At 37.4% G+C, this 17,171-nt stretch carries 8 protein-coding genes, 6 tRNA genes and 3 rRNA genes; 1 reads left to right on the top strand and 16 read right to left on the bottom strand.

Going from position 1 to position 17,171, the window contains the following annotated elements:
- The first annotated feature begins 23 nt into the window (after positions 1-23).
- Positions 24-1,175, top strand: coding sequence for a lytic transglycosylase (locus FNL83_RS03760; RefSeq protein WP_001829926.1), 1,152 nt, complete (start codon positions 24-26; stop codon positions 1,173-1,175).
- A 304-nt stretch (positions 1,176-1,479) separates the two neighbouring features.
- Here FNL83_RS03760 and FNL83_RS03755 read toward each other — a convergent pair whose 3' ends face one another.
- From FNL83_RS03755 to FNL83_RS03680, 16 genes are all read right to left on the bottom strand, one after another.
- Positions 1,480-2,337, bottom strand: coding sequence for an HAD family hydrolase (locus tag FNL83_RS03755; RefSeq protein ID WP_001829896.1), 858 nt, complete (start codon positions 2,335-2,337; stop codon positions 1,480-1,482).
- 494 nt (positions 2,338-2,831) lie between these two features.
- Complete coding sequence (glmS, locus tag FNL83_RS03750) at positions 2,832-4,637, bottom strand: glutamine--fructose-6-phosphate transaminase (isomerizing) (protein ID WP_001829889.1); 1,806 nt, start codon at positions 4,635-4,637, stop codon at positions 2,832-2,834.
- 631 nt (positions 4,638-5,268) lie between these two features.
- Positions 5,269-6,624 carry a phosphoglucosamine mutase gene (gene glmM / locus FNL83_RS03745; protein ID WP_002457133.1) on the bottom strand — a complete coding sequence of 452 codons (1,356 nt, stop codon included), beginning with the start codon at positions 6,622-6,624 and terminating at the stop codon, positions 5,269-5,271.
- A 24-nt stretch (positions 6,625-6,648) separates the two neighbouring features.
- Positions 6,649-7,584 (bottom strand): CdaR family protein, encoded by a 936-nt coding sequence (locus FNL83_RS03740; protein ID WP_001829925.1) that lies wholly within the window; start codon positions 7,582-7,584, stop codon positions 6,649-6,651.
- Positions 7,585-8,394 (bottom strand): diadenylate cyclase CdaA, encoded by an 810-nt coding sequence (gene cdaA / locus FNL83_RS03735; protein ID WP_001829928.1) that lies wholly within the window; start codon positions 8,392-8,394, stop codon positions 7,585-7,587.
- A 166-nt stretch (positions 8,395-8,560) separates the two neighbouring features.
- A tRNA-Lys gene (locus FNL83_RS03730) sits at positions 8,561-8,633 on the bottom strand.
- A 3-nt stretch (positions 8,634-8,636) separates the two neighbouring features.
- Positions 8,637-8,711 (bottom strand) — tRNA-Gln (locus tag FNL83_RS03725).
- A 4-nt stretch (positions 8,712-8,715) separates the two neighbouring features.
- A tRNA-Tyr gene (locus FNL83_RS03720) sits at positions 8,716-8,799 on the bottom strand.
- Positions 8,800-8,815: 16 nt separating this feature from the next.
- Positions 8,816-8,891 (bottom strand) — tRNA-Val (locus FNL83_RS03715).
- Positions 8,892-8,897: 6 nt separating this feature from the next.
- Positions 8,898-8,969, bottom strand: a tRNA-Glu gene (locus tag FNL83_RS03710).
- A 1-nt stretch (position 8,970) separates the two neighbouring features.
- A tRNA-Asn gene (locus FNL83_RS03705) sits at positions 8,971-9,045 on the bottom strand.
- A gap of 13 nt (positions 9,046-9,058) precedes the next feature.
- Positions 9,059-9,173 (bottom strand): 5S ribosomal RNA (gene rrf / locus FNL83_RS03700).
- Positions 9,174-9,243: 70 nt separating this feature from the next.
- Positions 9,244-12,165: ribosomal RNA gene (locus FNL83_RS03695) — 23S ribosomal RNA — on the bottom strand.
- Positions 12,166-12,428: 263 nt separating this feature from the next.
- Positions 12,429-13,979, bottom strand: a 16S ribosomal RNA gene (locus tag FNL83_RS03690).
- The 16S, 23S and 5S rRNA genes sit together here with 6 tRNA genes alongside, the layout of an rRNA operon.
- A 455-nt stretch (positions 13,980-14,434) precedes the next feature.
- Positions 14,435-15,502, bottom strand: coding sequence for a P-loop NTPase (locus FNL83_RS03685; RefSeq protein ID WP_001829773.1), 1,068 nt, complete (start codon positions 15,500-15,502; stop codon positions 14,435-14,437).
- A 150-nt stretch (positions 15,503-15,652) separates the two neighbouring features.
- A complete protein-coding gene (locus FNL83_RS03680) occupies positions 15,653-17,092 on the bottom strand; it encodes an MDR family MFS transporter (RefSeq protein WP_002469351.1) in 1,440 nt (479 codons plus the stop codon).
- Positions 17,093-17,171: the final 79 nt, after the last annotated feature.

Here is a 17,171-nt window from a genome sequence, read left to right as displayed (position 1 = left end):
GAAAAAAAAGGAGTGCTTAAAATTTGTTTAATTATTATAAATCCGGATTTCAAAAAGCAAAACCACATAATCTAAAGTTAATACTACTCTCATTAATAACTTTTGTCATTTGCTATATTACTTCTAATATTGCATTCTCATTAGTTATATTAAGAGCTCAAAGGTTACCAATGTTAGCTCAACTCGGTGAATCTACTACAAAACCTATAATATCTATTATTTTTATTTTACTCATTTTAGCTTTATTATTTATTTTTGTAGGTTACCCATTGATAACTGGTACAGTATATGCAATTCAAAAAGCTATTAATAAAGAGAAAGTTCTTTTTAGTGATTTATTTTTTGCTTTTAAAAAAGGCAAATATGCTAAATCAGTAATTTTAGCTTTAATAACTTTAGTTTTATTCATTGTAATCGTACTTATTCTAGTGCTATTAAATAAATTATATAGTTTAGCTCTTAGCCCAATATTAATCGGCTTACAACAATCAATAAGCGGCTACGACAATCCAATGGGAATTTTAATTACAATACAAATTGTGTTGTTACTCATAACAGGTTTCATCTCATCAATTTTCTATTGGTTTGTAATTATATTCATTATTAATTATACTACCGCTTATACAGAAGATTCATCTCGTAAAGTAATGAGTAATTTAAAAGAAGGATTTAAAGGTATTAAAAACGGTAAGAAAACTTGGTTTAAATTTTTCATTGGCGTATTACTTATTAGTTTACTTGCAAGTATTATTAACAAACCGCTATTATTCGGTGTACAATACTTAACAAGCAGTATGTCTCAAACGGTGGCTCAAACTATTATTATAATAGCTAGAATCGTATCTATAGTATTACGCCTATGTCTTTATTACATTTTGATTTTTGGAATTATTAATTATTTCGTTAGACGTGGTGACAAACCAGTCAAAAGCAAAAGACGTCATAAAAATAAAGATATTAACAAAGGTAATGTAAACGACAAAGTAGATACTAAATTAAATGCTTCCAACTCCAAAGATACAGAAGCAGATAAAATGAAAGATCAACAAACACATATACAACAAGACAAAACTGATAGTCAAGAAAATAACATATATGATTCCATCAAAGAAAAAGTAAATGAAAATAAAGAAAATGTTACAGAACAATCTAAAAATCTATTTGATAAGAAATAGTTGATTGTCCTTAGATTACTTTATTAATTTAAATTTAAAGTATTTTGCCCAACATGAAATTTTATTAGTCTTTCATGTTGGGCTTTTTATATTGTAATTGCATTTTTGTGAAAATCCTCTTTAAATATTTTATTAATGCTCATGCATATAATTTAAATAAGCATAATGAACCAGTTGATAAATATATAATTTAAATAGGCAAATGGACACTCTCATATTTAATCATGAAAGTGTCCATTTGCCTATGTTTACTGATATAAACTATCGTGATCGACCGTTTAACAACAAGATACTGACCTGAAAACTAGTTATCTAATAAATGACTTTTTAAGTAATGTGCTGCACCATCTTCTTCGTTCGTGTATTCGGTAATATCATCTGTAAGATTTTTAATTTCTTGTCTTGCATTTTTCATTGCAACAGTGTGATGGCCAAAATTAAACATAGCTCTATCATTATCACTATCACCAATAACTAAAGTTTCTTCTTGCTTAATACCATAGTGATCAATCATTTCCTTGATACCTGTACCCTTATCTGTATGATATGGCATCGTTTCAGCATTATAACGCGAAGAATTAGATACGGTAATACCTAAATTTGATTGGTTTTCAACAAGCTGGTTGCGAAAATCAGTTATTTTATCTAAGTTGGGACTAAATAAATATATTTTAGAAAAGTGTGCATCAGGTAAGGTATCTCGCCAATCTATTTTTCCTTTAATTGCCTCTCTTCGCGATGACCACTCACTTTGACTTACAGCGTCAGGTGGCTCTATAGTGGAAATCATTTCTTTCATCCAATCTTCATCTTCTTTAAGAGATATACGATTACTTTCAAAAGGAAAAACTTCATAATAAATATGTTGTTTTTTAGCCAATTCCACAATTTTCTGTACTCGTTCTAAAGTTAAACTATGTCTAAACAAATTATCTCCATGAATTTCACCTGAAGTTCCATTCGAACTGATAATACCATCTACAGTGAATCCATCAGGAACAAGCTGACTGATTTCTGAATAAGATCTCCCAGTAGCAAGGAAAACTTTATAATTTTGCTCTCTCAATTCATTAATCACTTGTTTAGTATATTCCGAGGCTTTATTATTTTCATGTAAAATCGTTCCATCCATATCTAAAAAAATTGCTTTTATATTTTTCATATTATCCTCCATTCAAGACTCTAACTTATACACTTAAATTGTGTCACTTATCATACTAAAGTGCAACGGCTTTGATTACACTTTGAACATACTATAACGTTGTCTTCTCTTATTTACAATGACATCCCTATCAAAAAAATTGTCATCCGATAAAGATCTCATAACATCTTAAATATTAACCTTGTTAAATATTTAAAAGTCTTTAAGTAAATCTTTTTCAAAAATAACAGCATTTCTTCTATTATATGTGTTACAAGTATGACAGAAAGTTGTGAATCATTTAAAATATGCTTACCAAATGTTTTAAATAGTTGTCTCTTTATATAAAATCCATTCCAGTTGTAGGTTTATCCAATACTAGTTAATTTAGGGTACTCATTAAAGTCATTTAACAACGGCATTAAACCGCTTCGTTAAAATTAATTGAAGGATAAATCTAAAATTAATTCAAAAATAAAGAGTAGCCATTTAGGCTACTCTAAATTATAAACATTTTACTCTACTGTAACCGATTTGGCTAAGTTACGAGGTTTGTCAACATCTAAATCTCGTTGTAACGCAGCATAATATGAGATTAATTGCATTGTCACTACAGATACTAAAGGAGTTAATAATTCATGTACTTGTGGAATCACGTATGTGTCTCCTTCTTTATTCAAACCTTCCATTGAAATCATACAAGGATATGCACCACGTGCTACTACTTCTTTCATATTTCCACGAATTGATAGATTAACGTTTTCTTGTGTAGCTAAACCTATAACAGGTGTGCCATCTTCAATCAAAGCGATTGTTCCGTGCTTTAATTCCCCACCTGCAAATCCTTCAGCTTGAATATAAGAAATTTCTTTTAATTTTAATGCACCTTCTAAACTAACATTATAATCAATTGTTCGTCCAATAAAGAATGCATTACGAGTAGTTTTTAAGAAATCCGTTGCAATTTGCTCCATCTTAGGTGCATCGTCAACAATTGTTTCAATAGCTGTAGTAACCTTAGCTAGTTCTCTTAATAAATCAACATCGGTTTCACGACCATGATTTTTAGCAACAATTTGAGATAAGATAGATAAAACAGCAATTTGCGCTGTATATGCTTTTGTAGATGCGACTGCAATCTCAGGTCCAGCATGTAAAAGTAATGTATGATCCGCTTCACGTGATAATGTTGAACCAGCAACATTAGTAATTGTTAATGATTTGTGACCTAACTTATTTGTTTCAACTAATACAGCACGACTATCAGCTGTTTCACCAGATTGTGAAATATAAATAAATAGTGGTTTTTCAGAAAGAAGTGGCATATTATATACAAATTCAGAAGCTACATGAACCTCAGTAGGTACACCTGCCCATTTTTCAATAAATTCTTTACCAACCAATCCAGCATGATAACTAGTACCAGCTGCAACGATGTAAATACGATCAGCATCTGCTACATCATTAATAATCTCTGAATCGATTTTTAAATTACCTTTTTCATCTTGATATTCTTGAATAATGCGACGCATCACTGCAGGCTGTTCATGAATTTCTTTTAACATGTAATGATCATATACGCCTTTTTCTGCATCAGCAGCATCTATTTCTGCCGTATACGTATCACGTTGTTGAATGTGCCCCTCAAGATCTTTAATTTCTACTGTGTCTCGCTTAACAATAACTATTTCATGGTCATGTATCTCTTTGTATTGGTTTGTAGTTTGTAACATTGCTAGAGCATCAGAAGCAATAACATTGAAACCTTCACCTACACCTACTAAAAGCGGAGACTTGTTTTTAGCCACATAAATAGTATCTTTATCATTATCATCTAATAATCCTAAAGCATATGACCCATGTAATAATTTAACTACTTTTGTAAATGCATCTTCTGTAGCTAATCCTTGTCTAGAAAAATAATCTACTAATTGTACAATAACTTCCGTATCAGTTTCTGATGAAAAAGTGACATCAGATAAATATTCAGCTTTTAATTCTTCATAATTTTCAATTACACCATTATGAACTAATGTAAAACGTCCAGATGTTGACTGGTGTGGATGTGAATTTTCATAATTTGGAACACCATGTGTCGCCCAACGTGTATGACCAATTCCTAACGTACCATCCTCATCACTATTATCTGCAACTTTACGTAATTCAGCAATTCTTCCTTTTTCTTTAAAAAGTTTTGTACCATCATCATTAACTACAGCAATACCTGCTGAGTCATAACCACGATATTCTAATTTTTCTAACCCTTTTAATAGTAATTCTTTGGCATTATCGTAGCCAATATAACCAACAATTCCACACATATAATATCCTCCAACAAATGGGATAACACGGCTATTATGATTAATTATCACTGCTTAAATTTGATAATCCCCTATCATAATCATTATCAACGAATACATCATGAAATAAGCGTGCTATTATATGAATTTTATACACGCTATCCGTAGTTTCCCAAAATAATTTATTTAGTTTGGCGATCTTATTAACTTTGTCCACTAAGTCACCTTAATGATTTACTTAATAAGCTAACGAATGTGCCACATCCGGGATAGCATCCGCCGATCTGATTCGATCACTATCCTCCTCGTCTACAAAATCCAAATCGTTATCTATAAAAGTTCTACTATTTTAACTTTTAATACTTGATAACTATTTAGGTATTTTGCACAGGCGCTTTAATTATTAATAACCTAGACTCTCCTCCTTTCCATTAATATTCATTGTACACTGTCAACGAATTAATTTGCAAACGATTTAACAGTATTTTTCACAAATAGTAATAGTTCTGAATAGATACATCGATGAATTATTCTCAAAATAAAAAAATATATTTTTCAAATCTTTTTAAAAGATAAAATTCTGTTAAAAAAAACAGATTTATGTCTGTAACATCATAAATCTGTTTTATATATGAATTTAAACATGAAAGTATTATTTATCTAAGCCCATTTTGTCTTCAACAACGTCAGCGATACTTTGAGCATATCTTTCAGCATCCGCGTCAGTTGCAGCCTCAACCATTACACGTACTAAAGGTTCAGTTCCAGAAGGACGAACAAGAATTCTTCCTTCACCATTCATCTCTGTTTCAACTTTCGTCATTATCTCTTGAACATGAATATTCTCTTCAACACGATATTTGTCAGTCACTCTCACATTAATTAAAGATTGTGGGTACTTTTTCATTTGAGAAGCTAACTCGCTTAGAGTTTTACCACTCATTTTAATAACGGAAGCCAACTGAACACCCGTTAATAATCCATCACCAGTAGTATTGTAATCCATTAATACGATATGACCGGATTGTTCACCACCAAGATTATAATTTCCTCTTCTCATTTCCTCGACAACATAGCGATCTCCAACTTTAGTTTTGTTTGACTGAATACCTTCTTTTTCTAGAGCTTTGTAGAAACCAAGGTTACTCATTACTGTCGAAACTATCATATTTCCATTGAGTTCTTGGTTTTTATACATCTCTTGACCAATAATGAACATAATTTGATCTCCATCTACAATTTGTCCATTTTCATCTACCGCAATAATTCGATCGCCATCTCCATCAAAAGCTAAACCAAAGTCACTTTCAGTTTCTAACACAGCTTCAGCTAATTTTTCTGGATGAGTAGAGCCACATTGTTCATTAATGTTATAACCATCTGGATTACATCCAATTGTCTCAGTATCCGCTTCTAAATCGCCAAACAAGAATGGGGCTAAAGAAGAAGTTGACCCGTTTGCACCATCTAATACAATTTTAAGACCCTCAAAATTAACATCAACAGTTGATTTAAGATAACTTAGATACTTTTGTGCACCTTCAAAATAATCTGAATAATGTACAATATCCTCTCCTACTGGTCGTGGTAAATCAGGATTGGTTTGATCTAATAATTGCTCAATTTCATTTTCTTGATCATCTGACAATTTAAAGCCATCTGAACCAAAAAATTTAATTCCATTATCAGCAACCGGATTATGTGACGCAGAAATCATAACACCTAATGCTGCTTCCATTTCTTTAGTCAAATAAGCCACACCCGGTGTTGAAATAACACCTAAGCGCATCACTTCTGCGCCAATTGAAATTAAACCAGCAATTAATGCAGATTCTAGCATTTCTCCTGAAACTCTTGTATCTCTTCCTACTAAAACTCGAGGATGCTTTTCACCCTTATTATGTGCGAGAACATATCCTCCGTATCTACCTAGTTTAAAAGCCAATTCAGGTGTGAGTTCTTGGTTAGCGACACCACGAACACCATCAGTACCAAAATATTTTCCCATTTTTAAACGCTCCTTTTGTATCTATCAATTTTTAACATTTATATACGCTTTTGTTTCCTTTGGATTCACTTTAGTCACATCTTTAGGTAAGTTAAATGATACTGTTTTTTCTGTAGATTCTGAAATTCCATCAATATCTACTTCAGCAGTAATTTCATTAATATTTTGTAATTCATCTCTATTACCAAAGATTTCTACTTCTTTATCTTCCAGTTTAACACTATCTAATTCTTTATTTTCATTAAGCTTACCCGTTGTTTTTGTACGTACCTTAACCATTTTACTGAATGGTTCAACTGTTACTTTTAAATTAACTTCATTTGGATTAATTGATACATTTAATTTATTCAATTGTTTATCAAATGCACTAACATCTGCAACATCATTGGTGTCTTTGTTCACTTTACTAGAATTTTTAAAGGTTGCTTTTAAATAAGCTATATTTTTTAATTGTTGCTCTCCACCAGTCACTTTTACAGTTTCTGGTGAAATACTTTGTTTACTTATTTTATATTTTGGATCTAAACTGTTACTACTAATGTCTGGTTGCACATGCATAACTCGTGTTATTTTATTTTCAAGGTTAATGTGTGCAACTTCAGGTTTAATTTGATAGTTGATACCACTATCTATGCCTCTAACTTGATATTTTTTTTGATATTTCCCTGCTTTTTTTCCAGAAAGATCAACAACTACTTTCAAATCTTCAGGGTTTTCAATTTTGATTAATTTTGATTGTGGTCCTGTTAAATTAACATCGACGTTTTCAGGAATTTTAGTTACATGTAGGTCTTTACTATTATAGATAACATCAACGGGCACATCTTGAATAGTTTTGGATGATTTTTGAGATAAATCATCTGTATTAAAAATATTTCCGAACACATTATTTACTGATAAAAAGAAAAAAACTGCTAATATGAGAGCGACAAATCTTAATCCCCATTTACTTTCAAGCATTTATGAATTCACACCTTTCTTTTGAAAGTGTGCACCAAACCAATGTTCAGCAAGCAATTCTTCAAAAACATCTTTTGAAATATCTCTTCTTAATTTTCCATCAAAAGTGACTGATATATCACCAGTTTCTTCTGATACAACAACAGTAAAAGCATCAGAAACTTCTGAAATTCCAACTGCCGCTCTATGTCTAGTTCCTAAACTTTTTGATATTTTAACACTATCTGATAATGGTAAATAACTTGCAGCAACGGCAATCTTACTTCCTTGAATTATCATTGCACCATCGTGTAATGGCGTATTAGGGATAAATACATTAGTTAGTAGCTCTTGAGATATGTCTGAATTCATCGGTATTCCAGTTTCTATATAATCCTGCAAACCTGTCTCTTTTTCAAAAACAATAAGCGCACCAATGCGTCGCTTAGCCATATATTGAACAGCTTTAGACACAGATTGAATCAACTTTTCTTCATCGCGACTATAAGTATTCGTATATCGTTTTAAAAAACTTCCTCTACCTAATTGTTCTAAGGCTCTTCTTATTTCAGGTTGAAATATCACAATGAGTGCTAAAACACCCCATTGAATTACAATATCAAACAATTTAGATGTTGCTGTTAAGTTAAGAATTTTACTGATTTGCTGGCCGATAACAATGACAACTATTCCCTTTAATAATTGAATTGCTTTAGTACCTTTAAAAACTGTAATGAGAAGATACAACACATACCAAACAATCAGTAAATCGAGTAAACTAGTAATAATTTTTATAGTACTCAGATTTTGAAAAAAATTGGAAAAATCCATAACATCTCCTCCGGGTAATACTTTTCCATATTGATTATTATACCAATCATTATTGACACTGTCATACGACAAAATAACATTTTAGAAAAATTCTTAAATAAGAAATAAAAGTAAAAAATACCAACAAATAAAAAAAAGACACCTTCGATTGAAGATGTCTAGAAAGTGAGCCATAGAGGATTCGAACCTCTGACCCTCTGATTAAAAGTCAGATGCTCTACCAACTGAGCTAATGGCTCTAATGGCTGGGCTAGCTGGATTCGAACCAGCGCATGACGGAGTCAAAGTCCGTTGCCTTACCGCTTGGCTATAGCCCAAGAATGGTGGAGGGGGGCAGATTCGAACTGCCGAACCCGAAGGAGCGGATTTACAGTCCGCCGCGTTTAGCCACTTCGCTACCCCTCCGCAGTATTTAATTAAATGGTGGAGAATGACGGGTTCGAACCGCCGACCCTCTGCTTGTAAGGCAGATGCTCTCCCAGCTGAGCTAATTCTCCATAAAATGACTCCTACGGGACTCGAACCCGTGTTACCGCCGTGAAAGGGCGGTGTCTTAACCGCTTGACCAAGGAGCCATGGCTCCGCAGGTAGGATTCGAACCTACGACCGATCGGTTAACAGCCGATAGCTCTACCACTGAGCTACTGCGGAATAGTAATATTTTGCCTGGCAACGTCCTACTCTAGCGGAACGTCAGTCCGACTACCATCGGCGCTAAGGAGCTTAACTTCTGTGTTCGGCATGGGAACAGGTGTGACCTCCTTGCCATTGTCACCAGACAAATGAATGATTATACATTCAAAACTAGATAGTAAGTAAGATTTTGCGTCGCAAAACGTTTTTTAAAAATTGATTAAGTCTTCGATCGATTAGTATTCGTCAGCTCCACGTGTCACCACGCTTCCACCTCGAACCTATTAACCTCGTCATCTTCGAGGGATCTTATAACCGAAGTTGGGAAATCTCATCTTGAGGGGGGCTTCATGCTTAGATGCTTTCAGCACTTATCCCGTCCATACATAGCTACCCAGCTATGCCGTTGGCACGACAACTGGTACACCAGAGGTATGTCCATCCCGGTCCTCTCGTACTAAGGACAGCTCCTCTCAAATTTCCTACGCCCACGACGGATAGGGACCGAACTGTCTCACGACGTTCTGAACCCAGCTCGCGTACCGCTTTAATGGGCGAACAGCCCAACCCTTGGGACCGACTACAGCCCCAGGATGCGATGAGCCGACATCGAGGTGCCAAACCTCCCCGTCGATGTGAACTCTTGGGGGAGATAAGCCTGTTATCCCCGGGGTAGCTTTTATCCGTTGAGCGATGGCCCTTCCATGCGGAACCACCGGATCACTAAGTCCGTCTTTCGACCCTGCTCGACTTGTAGGTCTCGCAGTCAAGCTCCCTTATGCCTTTACACTCTATGAATGATTTCCAACCATTCTGAGGGAACCTTTGAGCGCCTCCGTTACCTTTTAGGAGGCGACCGCCCCAGTCAAACTGCCCGCCTGACACTGTCTCCCACCACGATAAGTGGTGCGGGTTAGAAAGCCAACACAGCTAGGGTAGTATCCCACCAACGCCTCCACGTAAGCTAGCGCTCACGTTTCAAAGGCTCCTACCTATCCTGTACAAGCTGTGCCGAATTTCAATATCAGGCTACAGTAAAGCTCCACGGGGTCTTTCCGTCCTGTCGCGGGTAACCTGCATCTTCACAGGTACTATGATTTCACCGAGTCTCTCGTTGAGACAGTGCCCAAATCGTTACGCCTTTCGTGCGGGTCGGAACTTACCCGACAAGGAATTTCGCTACCTTAGGACCGTTATAGTTACGGCCGCCGTTTACTGGGGCTTCGATTCGTAGCTTCGCAGAAGCTAACCACTCCTCTTAACCTTCCAGCACCGGGCAGGCGTCAGCCCCTATACATCACCTTACGGTTTAGCAGAGACCTGTGTTTTTGATAAACAGTCGCTTGGGCCTATTCACTGCGGCTCTTCTGGGCGTGAACCCTAAAGAGCACCCCTTCTCCCGAAGTTACGGGGTCATTTTGCCGAGTTCCTTAACGAGAGTTCGCTCGCTCACCTTAGAATTCTCATCTTGACTACCTGTGTCGGTTTGCGGTACGGGCACCTGTTATCTATCTAGAGGCTTTTCTCGGCAGTGTGAAATCAACGACTCGAGGAAACAATTTCCTCTCCCCATCACAGCTCAGCCTTATGAGTGCCGGATTTGCCTAACACTCAGCCTTACTGCTTGGACGTGCACTCCAACAGCACGCTTCGCCTATCCTACTGCGTCCCCCCATCGATTAAAACGATACTAGGTGGTACAGGAATATCAACCTGTTATCCATCGCCTACGCCTGTCGGCCTCAGCTTAGGACCCGACTAACCCAGAGCGGACGAGCCTTCCTCTGGAAACCTTAGTCAATCGGTGGACGGGATTCTCACCCGTCTTTCGCTACTCACACCGGCATTCTCACTTCTAAGCGCTCCACATGTCCTTGCGATCATGCTTCGACGCCCTTAGAACGCTCTCCTACCATTGTCCAAAGGACAATCCACAGCTTCGGTAATATGTTTAGCCCCGGTACATTTTCGGCGCAGTGTCACTCGACTAGTGAGCTATTACGCACTCTTTAAATGATGGCTGCTTCTAAGCCAACATCCTAGTTGTCTGGGCAACGCCACATCCTTTTCCACTTAACATATATTTTGGGACCTTAGCTGGTGGTCTGGGCTGTTTCCCTTTCGAACACGGACCTTATCACCCATGTTCTGACTCCCAAGTTAAATTAATTGGCATTCGGAGTTTGTCTGAATTCGGTAACCCGAGAGGGGCCCCTCGTCCAAACAGTGCTCTACCTCCAATAATCATCACTTGAGGCTAGCCCTAAAGCTATTTCGGAGAGAACCAGCTATCTCCAAGTTCGATTGGAATTTCTCCGCTACCCTCAGTTCATCCGCTCACTTTTCAACGTAAGTCGGTTCGGTCCTCCATTCAGTGTTACCTGAACTTCAACCTGACCAAGGGTAGATCACCTGGTTTCGGGTCTACGACCAAATACTCAACGCCCTATTCAGACTCGCTTTCGCTGCGGCTCCACATTTGCTGCTTAACCTTGCATCAGATCGTAACTCGCCGGTTCATTCTACAAAAGGCACGCCATCACCCATTAACGGGCTCTGACTACTTGTAAGCACACGGTTTCAAGTTCTCTTTCACTCCCCTTCCGGGGTACTTTTCACCTTTCCCTCACGGTACTGGTTCACTATCGGTCACTAGAGAGTATTTAGCCTTAGGAGATGGTCCTCCCAGATTCCGACGGAATTTCACGTGCTCCGTCGTACTCAGGATCCACTCAAGAGAGAATATGTTTTCGACTACAGGATTATTACCTTCTTTGATTCATCTTTCCAGATGATTCGTCTAACATGTTCTTTTGTAACTCCGTATAGAGTGTCCTACAACCCCAACAAGCAAGCTTGTTGGTTTGGGCTCTTCCCGTTTCGCTCGCCGCTACTCAGGGAATCGATTTTTCTTTCTCTTCCTCCGGGTACTAAGATGTTTCAGTTCTCCGGGTCTGCCTTCTGACATGCTATAAATTCACATGTCGATAACATGACATAACTCATGCTGGGTTCCCCCATTCGGAAATCTCTGGATCAACGCTTACTTACAGCTACCCAAAGCATATCGTCGTTAGTAACGTCCTTCATCGGCTTCTAGTGCCAAGGCATCCACCGTGCGCCCTTAATAACTTAATCTATGTTTCCACCATATTTTGAATTGTTATTCAAAATAAATAGCTAAAACTAGTTATTAATCTTGTGAGTGTTCTTTCGAACACTAGCGATTATTTATGAATTCAAGCTTATTTAAAACTCTATTCACTCGGTTTTGCTTGGTAAAATCTTACTTACTTATCTAGTTTTCAATGTACAAAGAATGTTAATAAACATTCAAAACTGAATACAATATGTCACGTTATCCCTCATCTTCGTAGAAGATGTTCCGAATATATCCTTAGAAAGGAGGTGATCCAGCCGCACCTTCCGATACGGCTACCTTGTTACGACTTCACCCCAATCATTTGTCCCACCTTCGACGGCTAGCTCCAAATGGTTACTCCACCGGCTTCGGGTGTTACAAACTCTCGTGGTGTGACGGGCGGTGTGTACAAGACCCGGGAACGTATTCACCGTAGCATGCTGATCTACGATTACTAGCGATTCCAGCTTCATATAGTCGAGTTGCAGACTACAATCCGAACTGAGAACAACTTTATGGGATTTGCTTGACCTCGCGGTTTCGCTGCCCTTTGTATTGTCCATTGTAGCACGTGTGTAGCCCAAATCATAAGGGGCATGATGATTTGACGTCATCCCCACCTTCCTCCGGTTTGTCACCGGCAGTCAACTTAGAGTGCCCAACTTAATGATGGCAACTAAGCTTAAGGGTTGCGCTCGTTGCGGGACTTAACCCAACATCTCACGACACGAGCTGACGACAACCATGCACCACCTGTCACTCTGTCCCCCGAAGGGGAAAACTCTATCTCTAGAGGGGTCAGAGGATGTCAAGATTTGGTAAGGTTCTTCGCGTTGCTTCGAATTAAACCACATGCTCCACCGCTTGTGCGGGTCCCCGTCAATTCCTTTGAGTTTCAACCTTGCGGTCGTACTCCCCAGGCGGAGTGCTTAATGCGTTAGCTGCAGCACTAAGGGGCGGAAACCCCCTAACACTTAGCACTCATCGTTTACGGCGTGGACTACCAGGGTATCTAATCCTGTTTGATCCCCACGCTTTCGCACATCAGCGTCAGTTACAGACCAGAAAGTCGCCTTCGCCACTGGTGTTCCTCCATATCTCTGCGCATTTCACCGCTACACATGGAATTCCACTTTCCTCTTCTGCACTCAAGTTTTCCAGTTTCCAATGACCCTCCACGGTTGAGCCGTGGGCTTTCACATCAGACTTAAAAAACCGCCTACGCGCGCTTTACGCCCAATAATTCCGGATAACGCTTGCCACCTACGTATTACCGCGGCTGCTGGCACGTAGTTAGCCGTGGCTTTCTGATTAGGTACCGTCAAGACGTGCATAGTTACTTACACATTTGTTCTTCCCTAATAACAGAGTTTTACGATCCGAAGACCTTCATCACTCACGCGGCGTTGCTCCGTCAGGCTTTCGCCCATTGCGGAAGATTCCCTACTGCTGCCTCCCGTAGGAGTCTGGACCGTGTCTCAGTTCCAGTGTGGCCGATCACCCTCTCAGGTCGGCTACGCATCGTCGCCTTGGTAAGCCGTTACCTTACCAACTAGCTAATGCGGCGCGGATCCATCTATAAGTGACAGCAAAACCGTCTTTCACTATTGAACCATGCGGTTCAATATATTATCCGGTATTAGCTCCGGTTTCCCGAAGTTATCCCAGTCTTATAGGTAGGTTATCCACGTGTTACTCACCCGTCCGCCGCTAACGTCAGAGGAGCAAGCTCCTCGTCTGTTCGCTCGACTTGCATGTATTAGGCACGCCGCCAGCGTTCATCCTGAGCCAGGATCAAACTCTCCATAAAAAATTATGATGTTTGATTAGCTCATAAATACTAAATAGTTTGTAACGTTTCGTTACTGTTTATTGGAATTAACGTTGACATATTGTCATTCAGTTTTCAATGTTCATTTAGTAAAATCAATCTTTTTTATTGTACTATATTGTTTTAAGAAAAGTCAATAACTAATTGATATTACTTAATTAATTTTAAAAGCTTTTCGTTAACTTTGCAAGGGTTATTTTTACACCAACTCAACAAAATTATCAATCGCTTTACATCCGCTTTTCAGCGACTTTTATATAATATCAATTTTATGTTTTGAAGTCAACAATTAAATTGAATTATTTTTTATTCGTATGAGTTCTTTTATTCACTCACAAGAAAACATTCTAACACATTTCTTAAAATTTGCAATAGAAAAATCGTATGAAAATATTTTTCACACGATTTAAACGCCAATTTAGATATTCTCGATTTTATTGTTTTTGGGTGCTTGCTATAACTTTTCTTGCGATTAAAGTATACAATTCTCCTAGACGATCATCCGATTGATATATCGAAGGCGAAAAGTCATTGGGATTCCATGTAGGTTGTTCTAAAGGAAGTTCAGCAAATAATTGCGTCTCAAGTTCATCAGAAAGCTTTTTGCCTCCTCCTTTTCCGAAAACATACTCTTTTTTACCTGTTTCTTTACTTTCAAAATAGCTCATATTTTCTATAACACCAAGAATTGTATGTTCTGTATGTTTAGCCATTGCACCTGCTCGTGCCGCTACAAACGCCGCGGTTGGATGCGGTGTAGTTACTATAATTTCCTTACTTGATGGTAACATTGAATGTACATCTAAAGCTACATCTCCTGTGCCAGGTGGTAAATCAAGAAGTAAGTAATCAAGTTCTCCCCACTGTACTTCTGTAAAGAAATTCGTAAGCATCTTACCAAGCATTGGACCTCTCCAAATAACCGGTGCATTTTCTTCAACAAAAAATGCCATTGAAATAACTTTTACTCCATGTCTCTCTACAGGTATAATCTCCTTACCATCTATACCTGGTCTTTCATCTATTCCCATCATATCAGGCACACTAAAACCGTATATATCAGCGTCTACTAATCCTACTTTCTTACCTTCTCTTGCTAATGCTACGGCTAGATTGACAGCAACTGTCGATTTACCAACCCCACCTTTACCTGAAGCTATAGAAATGAATTCAACTGGATTATTTTGTGATAATAGTTCTTCAATGGTTTTGGGCTTTTCACTACCTTTTCCTATATATCTTTCGACTACTTCGCTAGGAAGTTCTTCAAAACGAATTCCCACAGTATTTGCACCATTTTCTTTTAAGGCTTTGACTATAGCCATTTGAAGATCTAATTGTGGCTGTCCCCCTAATTGCGCCATTGCCACTTTAACACTCACATGGTTAATATTATCCTTAATAGAGACATCAACAATACCTTCAGATTCTCTCAATGGCACATCAATAATCGGATCCTTTAATGCCCCTACAATTTCTTTAACTTGATTTACCGTTAACAAAGTAAATCCCCCTTATTGATTTTTAATTTATCTACATAGCAACTATAGTTGCCTGTTTATATATATATCATTTATATTTTTTAGTATAAGACTTTTCCTAATATAAAAAAAGAAGTTAGCCCATTTTTAAAATAGACTAACCTCTAATTATTATACTTTCCTACTATTGTGAGTTAAATGATTAGGCTCCTTTATAAATAACGCTAGAACAAAAGCAATAATCACAAAAACAGTGACTAAGGCGAACGATACATCAACTCCCACAGCAACACTTTGTCGCTGGATCATTTCTTTACTAGCGTGTTCACTTGATGATACAACCCATTGAGCACCTATACTCATAAAAGTGACCATTAGAGCAGTTCCTAGAGATCCCGCCATAACACGACCAAAGTTCATAATTGCCGTTCCGTGGGAAATGTCTTCAGTTTTCAATGCATTTATCCCGGTCGTATTGATAGGCATCATTAGTAAAGACACTGCAAACATACGAATCGCATAGATTACTATCAAATACGTATAGGATGTATCTACTTTAAGAAAGCATAATAGAAATGTACAAGAAATCAATAAGATAAACCCAGTAAATATTAACGGTCTAGGCCCATATTTATCGTAAAACTTTCCTGTAAACACAGACATAATACCATTGATAATCGCGCCAGGCATAATTACTAATCCTGATAGCAACGCAGATAATCCTAAAGCATTTTGAACATACAATGGAATAAGTAAAGCAGGTCCTACCATAGATAACATAATGATCATAGAAGTAATTGTAGAAAAACAAAATATTTTGTTATTAAATATTTTCAAATTTAATAATGGATTAGAAATTGTAATTTGTCGTTTAACAAAAATGCCAATGATGATTAAACTTATTAAAACTGAACAAAGAACAATTGGGTTAGAAAAACCTAGGTTACCAGCACTACTGAAAGCATAAAGCATTAAGCCAAAACCTAATGTAGAGTATATAACGGATCTTTTATCCAGTTTTGTTTCTTTCGTCGTGTTATAACTTGAAATCGATACAAAACCAAATATAAATGTAACTAATGCTATACCGACAATAACAATAAATGGCACTCTCCAACTTGCATTGTCAATGATTAAACCAGTAAATGTAGGTCCAATTGCAGGTGCAAATTGTATAACTAATCCTGCAAGTCCCATTGCAAATCCACGGTGTTCTTTGGAGAACAATGTAAACAATGTAAATTGCATTAATGGCATGAGTATACCTGCACCGACAGCTTGAATTACCCGTGCAATCATGAGCACGCCAAAATTAGGTGCAATAGCAGCAACGATAGACCCTATCAGAAATGATCCCATTGCACCTAAATATAGCGGTCTTGTTTTTACTTTATCCATTAAATAAGCGGTGAGTGGAATCATGACACCATTCACTAACATGAAACCTGTAATCAGCCACTGCGATGTATTCTCATTAATATTTAACTCACGCATAATGTGTGGCAAGGCTGTATTAAGTAATGTTTGATTTAAAATGGCCACGAAAGCGCTAATTAACATTACAGATACAATTAAATTTCGCTTAGTCTTAGACAATTCATAACTGGCCATAAACATATACTCCTTTTTATTCAAATGATAATTCCATATTCAACCAAATTTTAATTACAGATACAAACTTAATGCTCAG

It is taken from the genome of Staphylococcus epidermidis, assembly GCF_006742205.1.
GTDB lineage: Bacteria > Bacillota > Bacilli > Staphylococcales > Staphylococcaceae > Staphylococcus > Staphylococcus epidermidis.
Note: the sequence above shows the minus strand (reverse complement) of the source record. Positions and strands in the feature narration are given on the sequence as shown.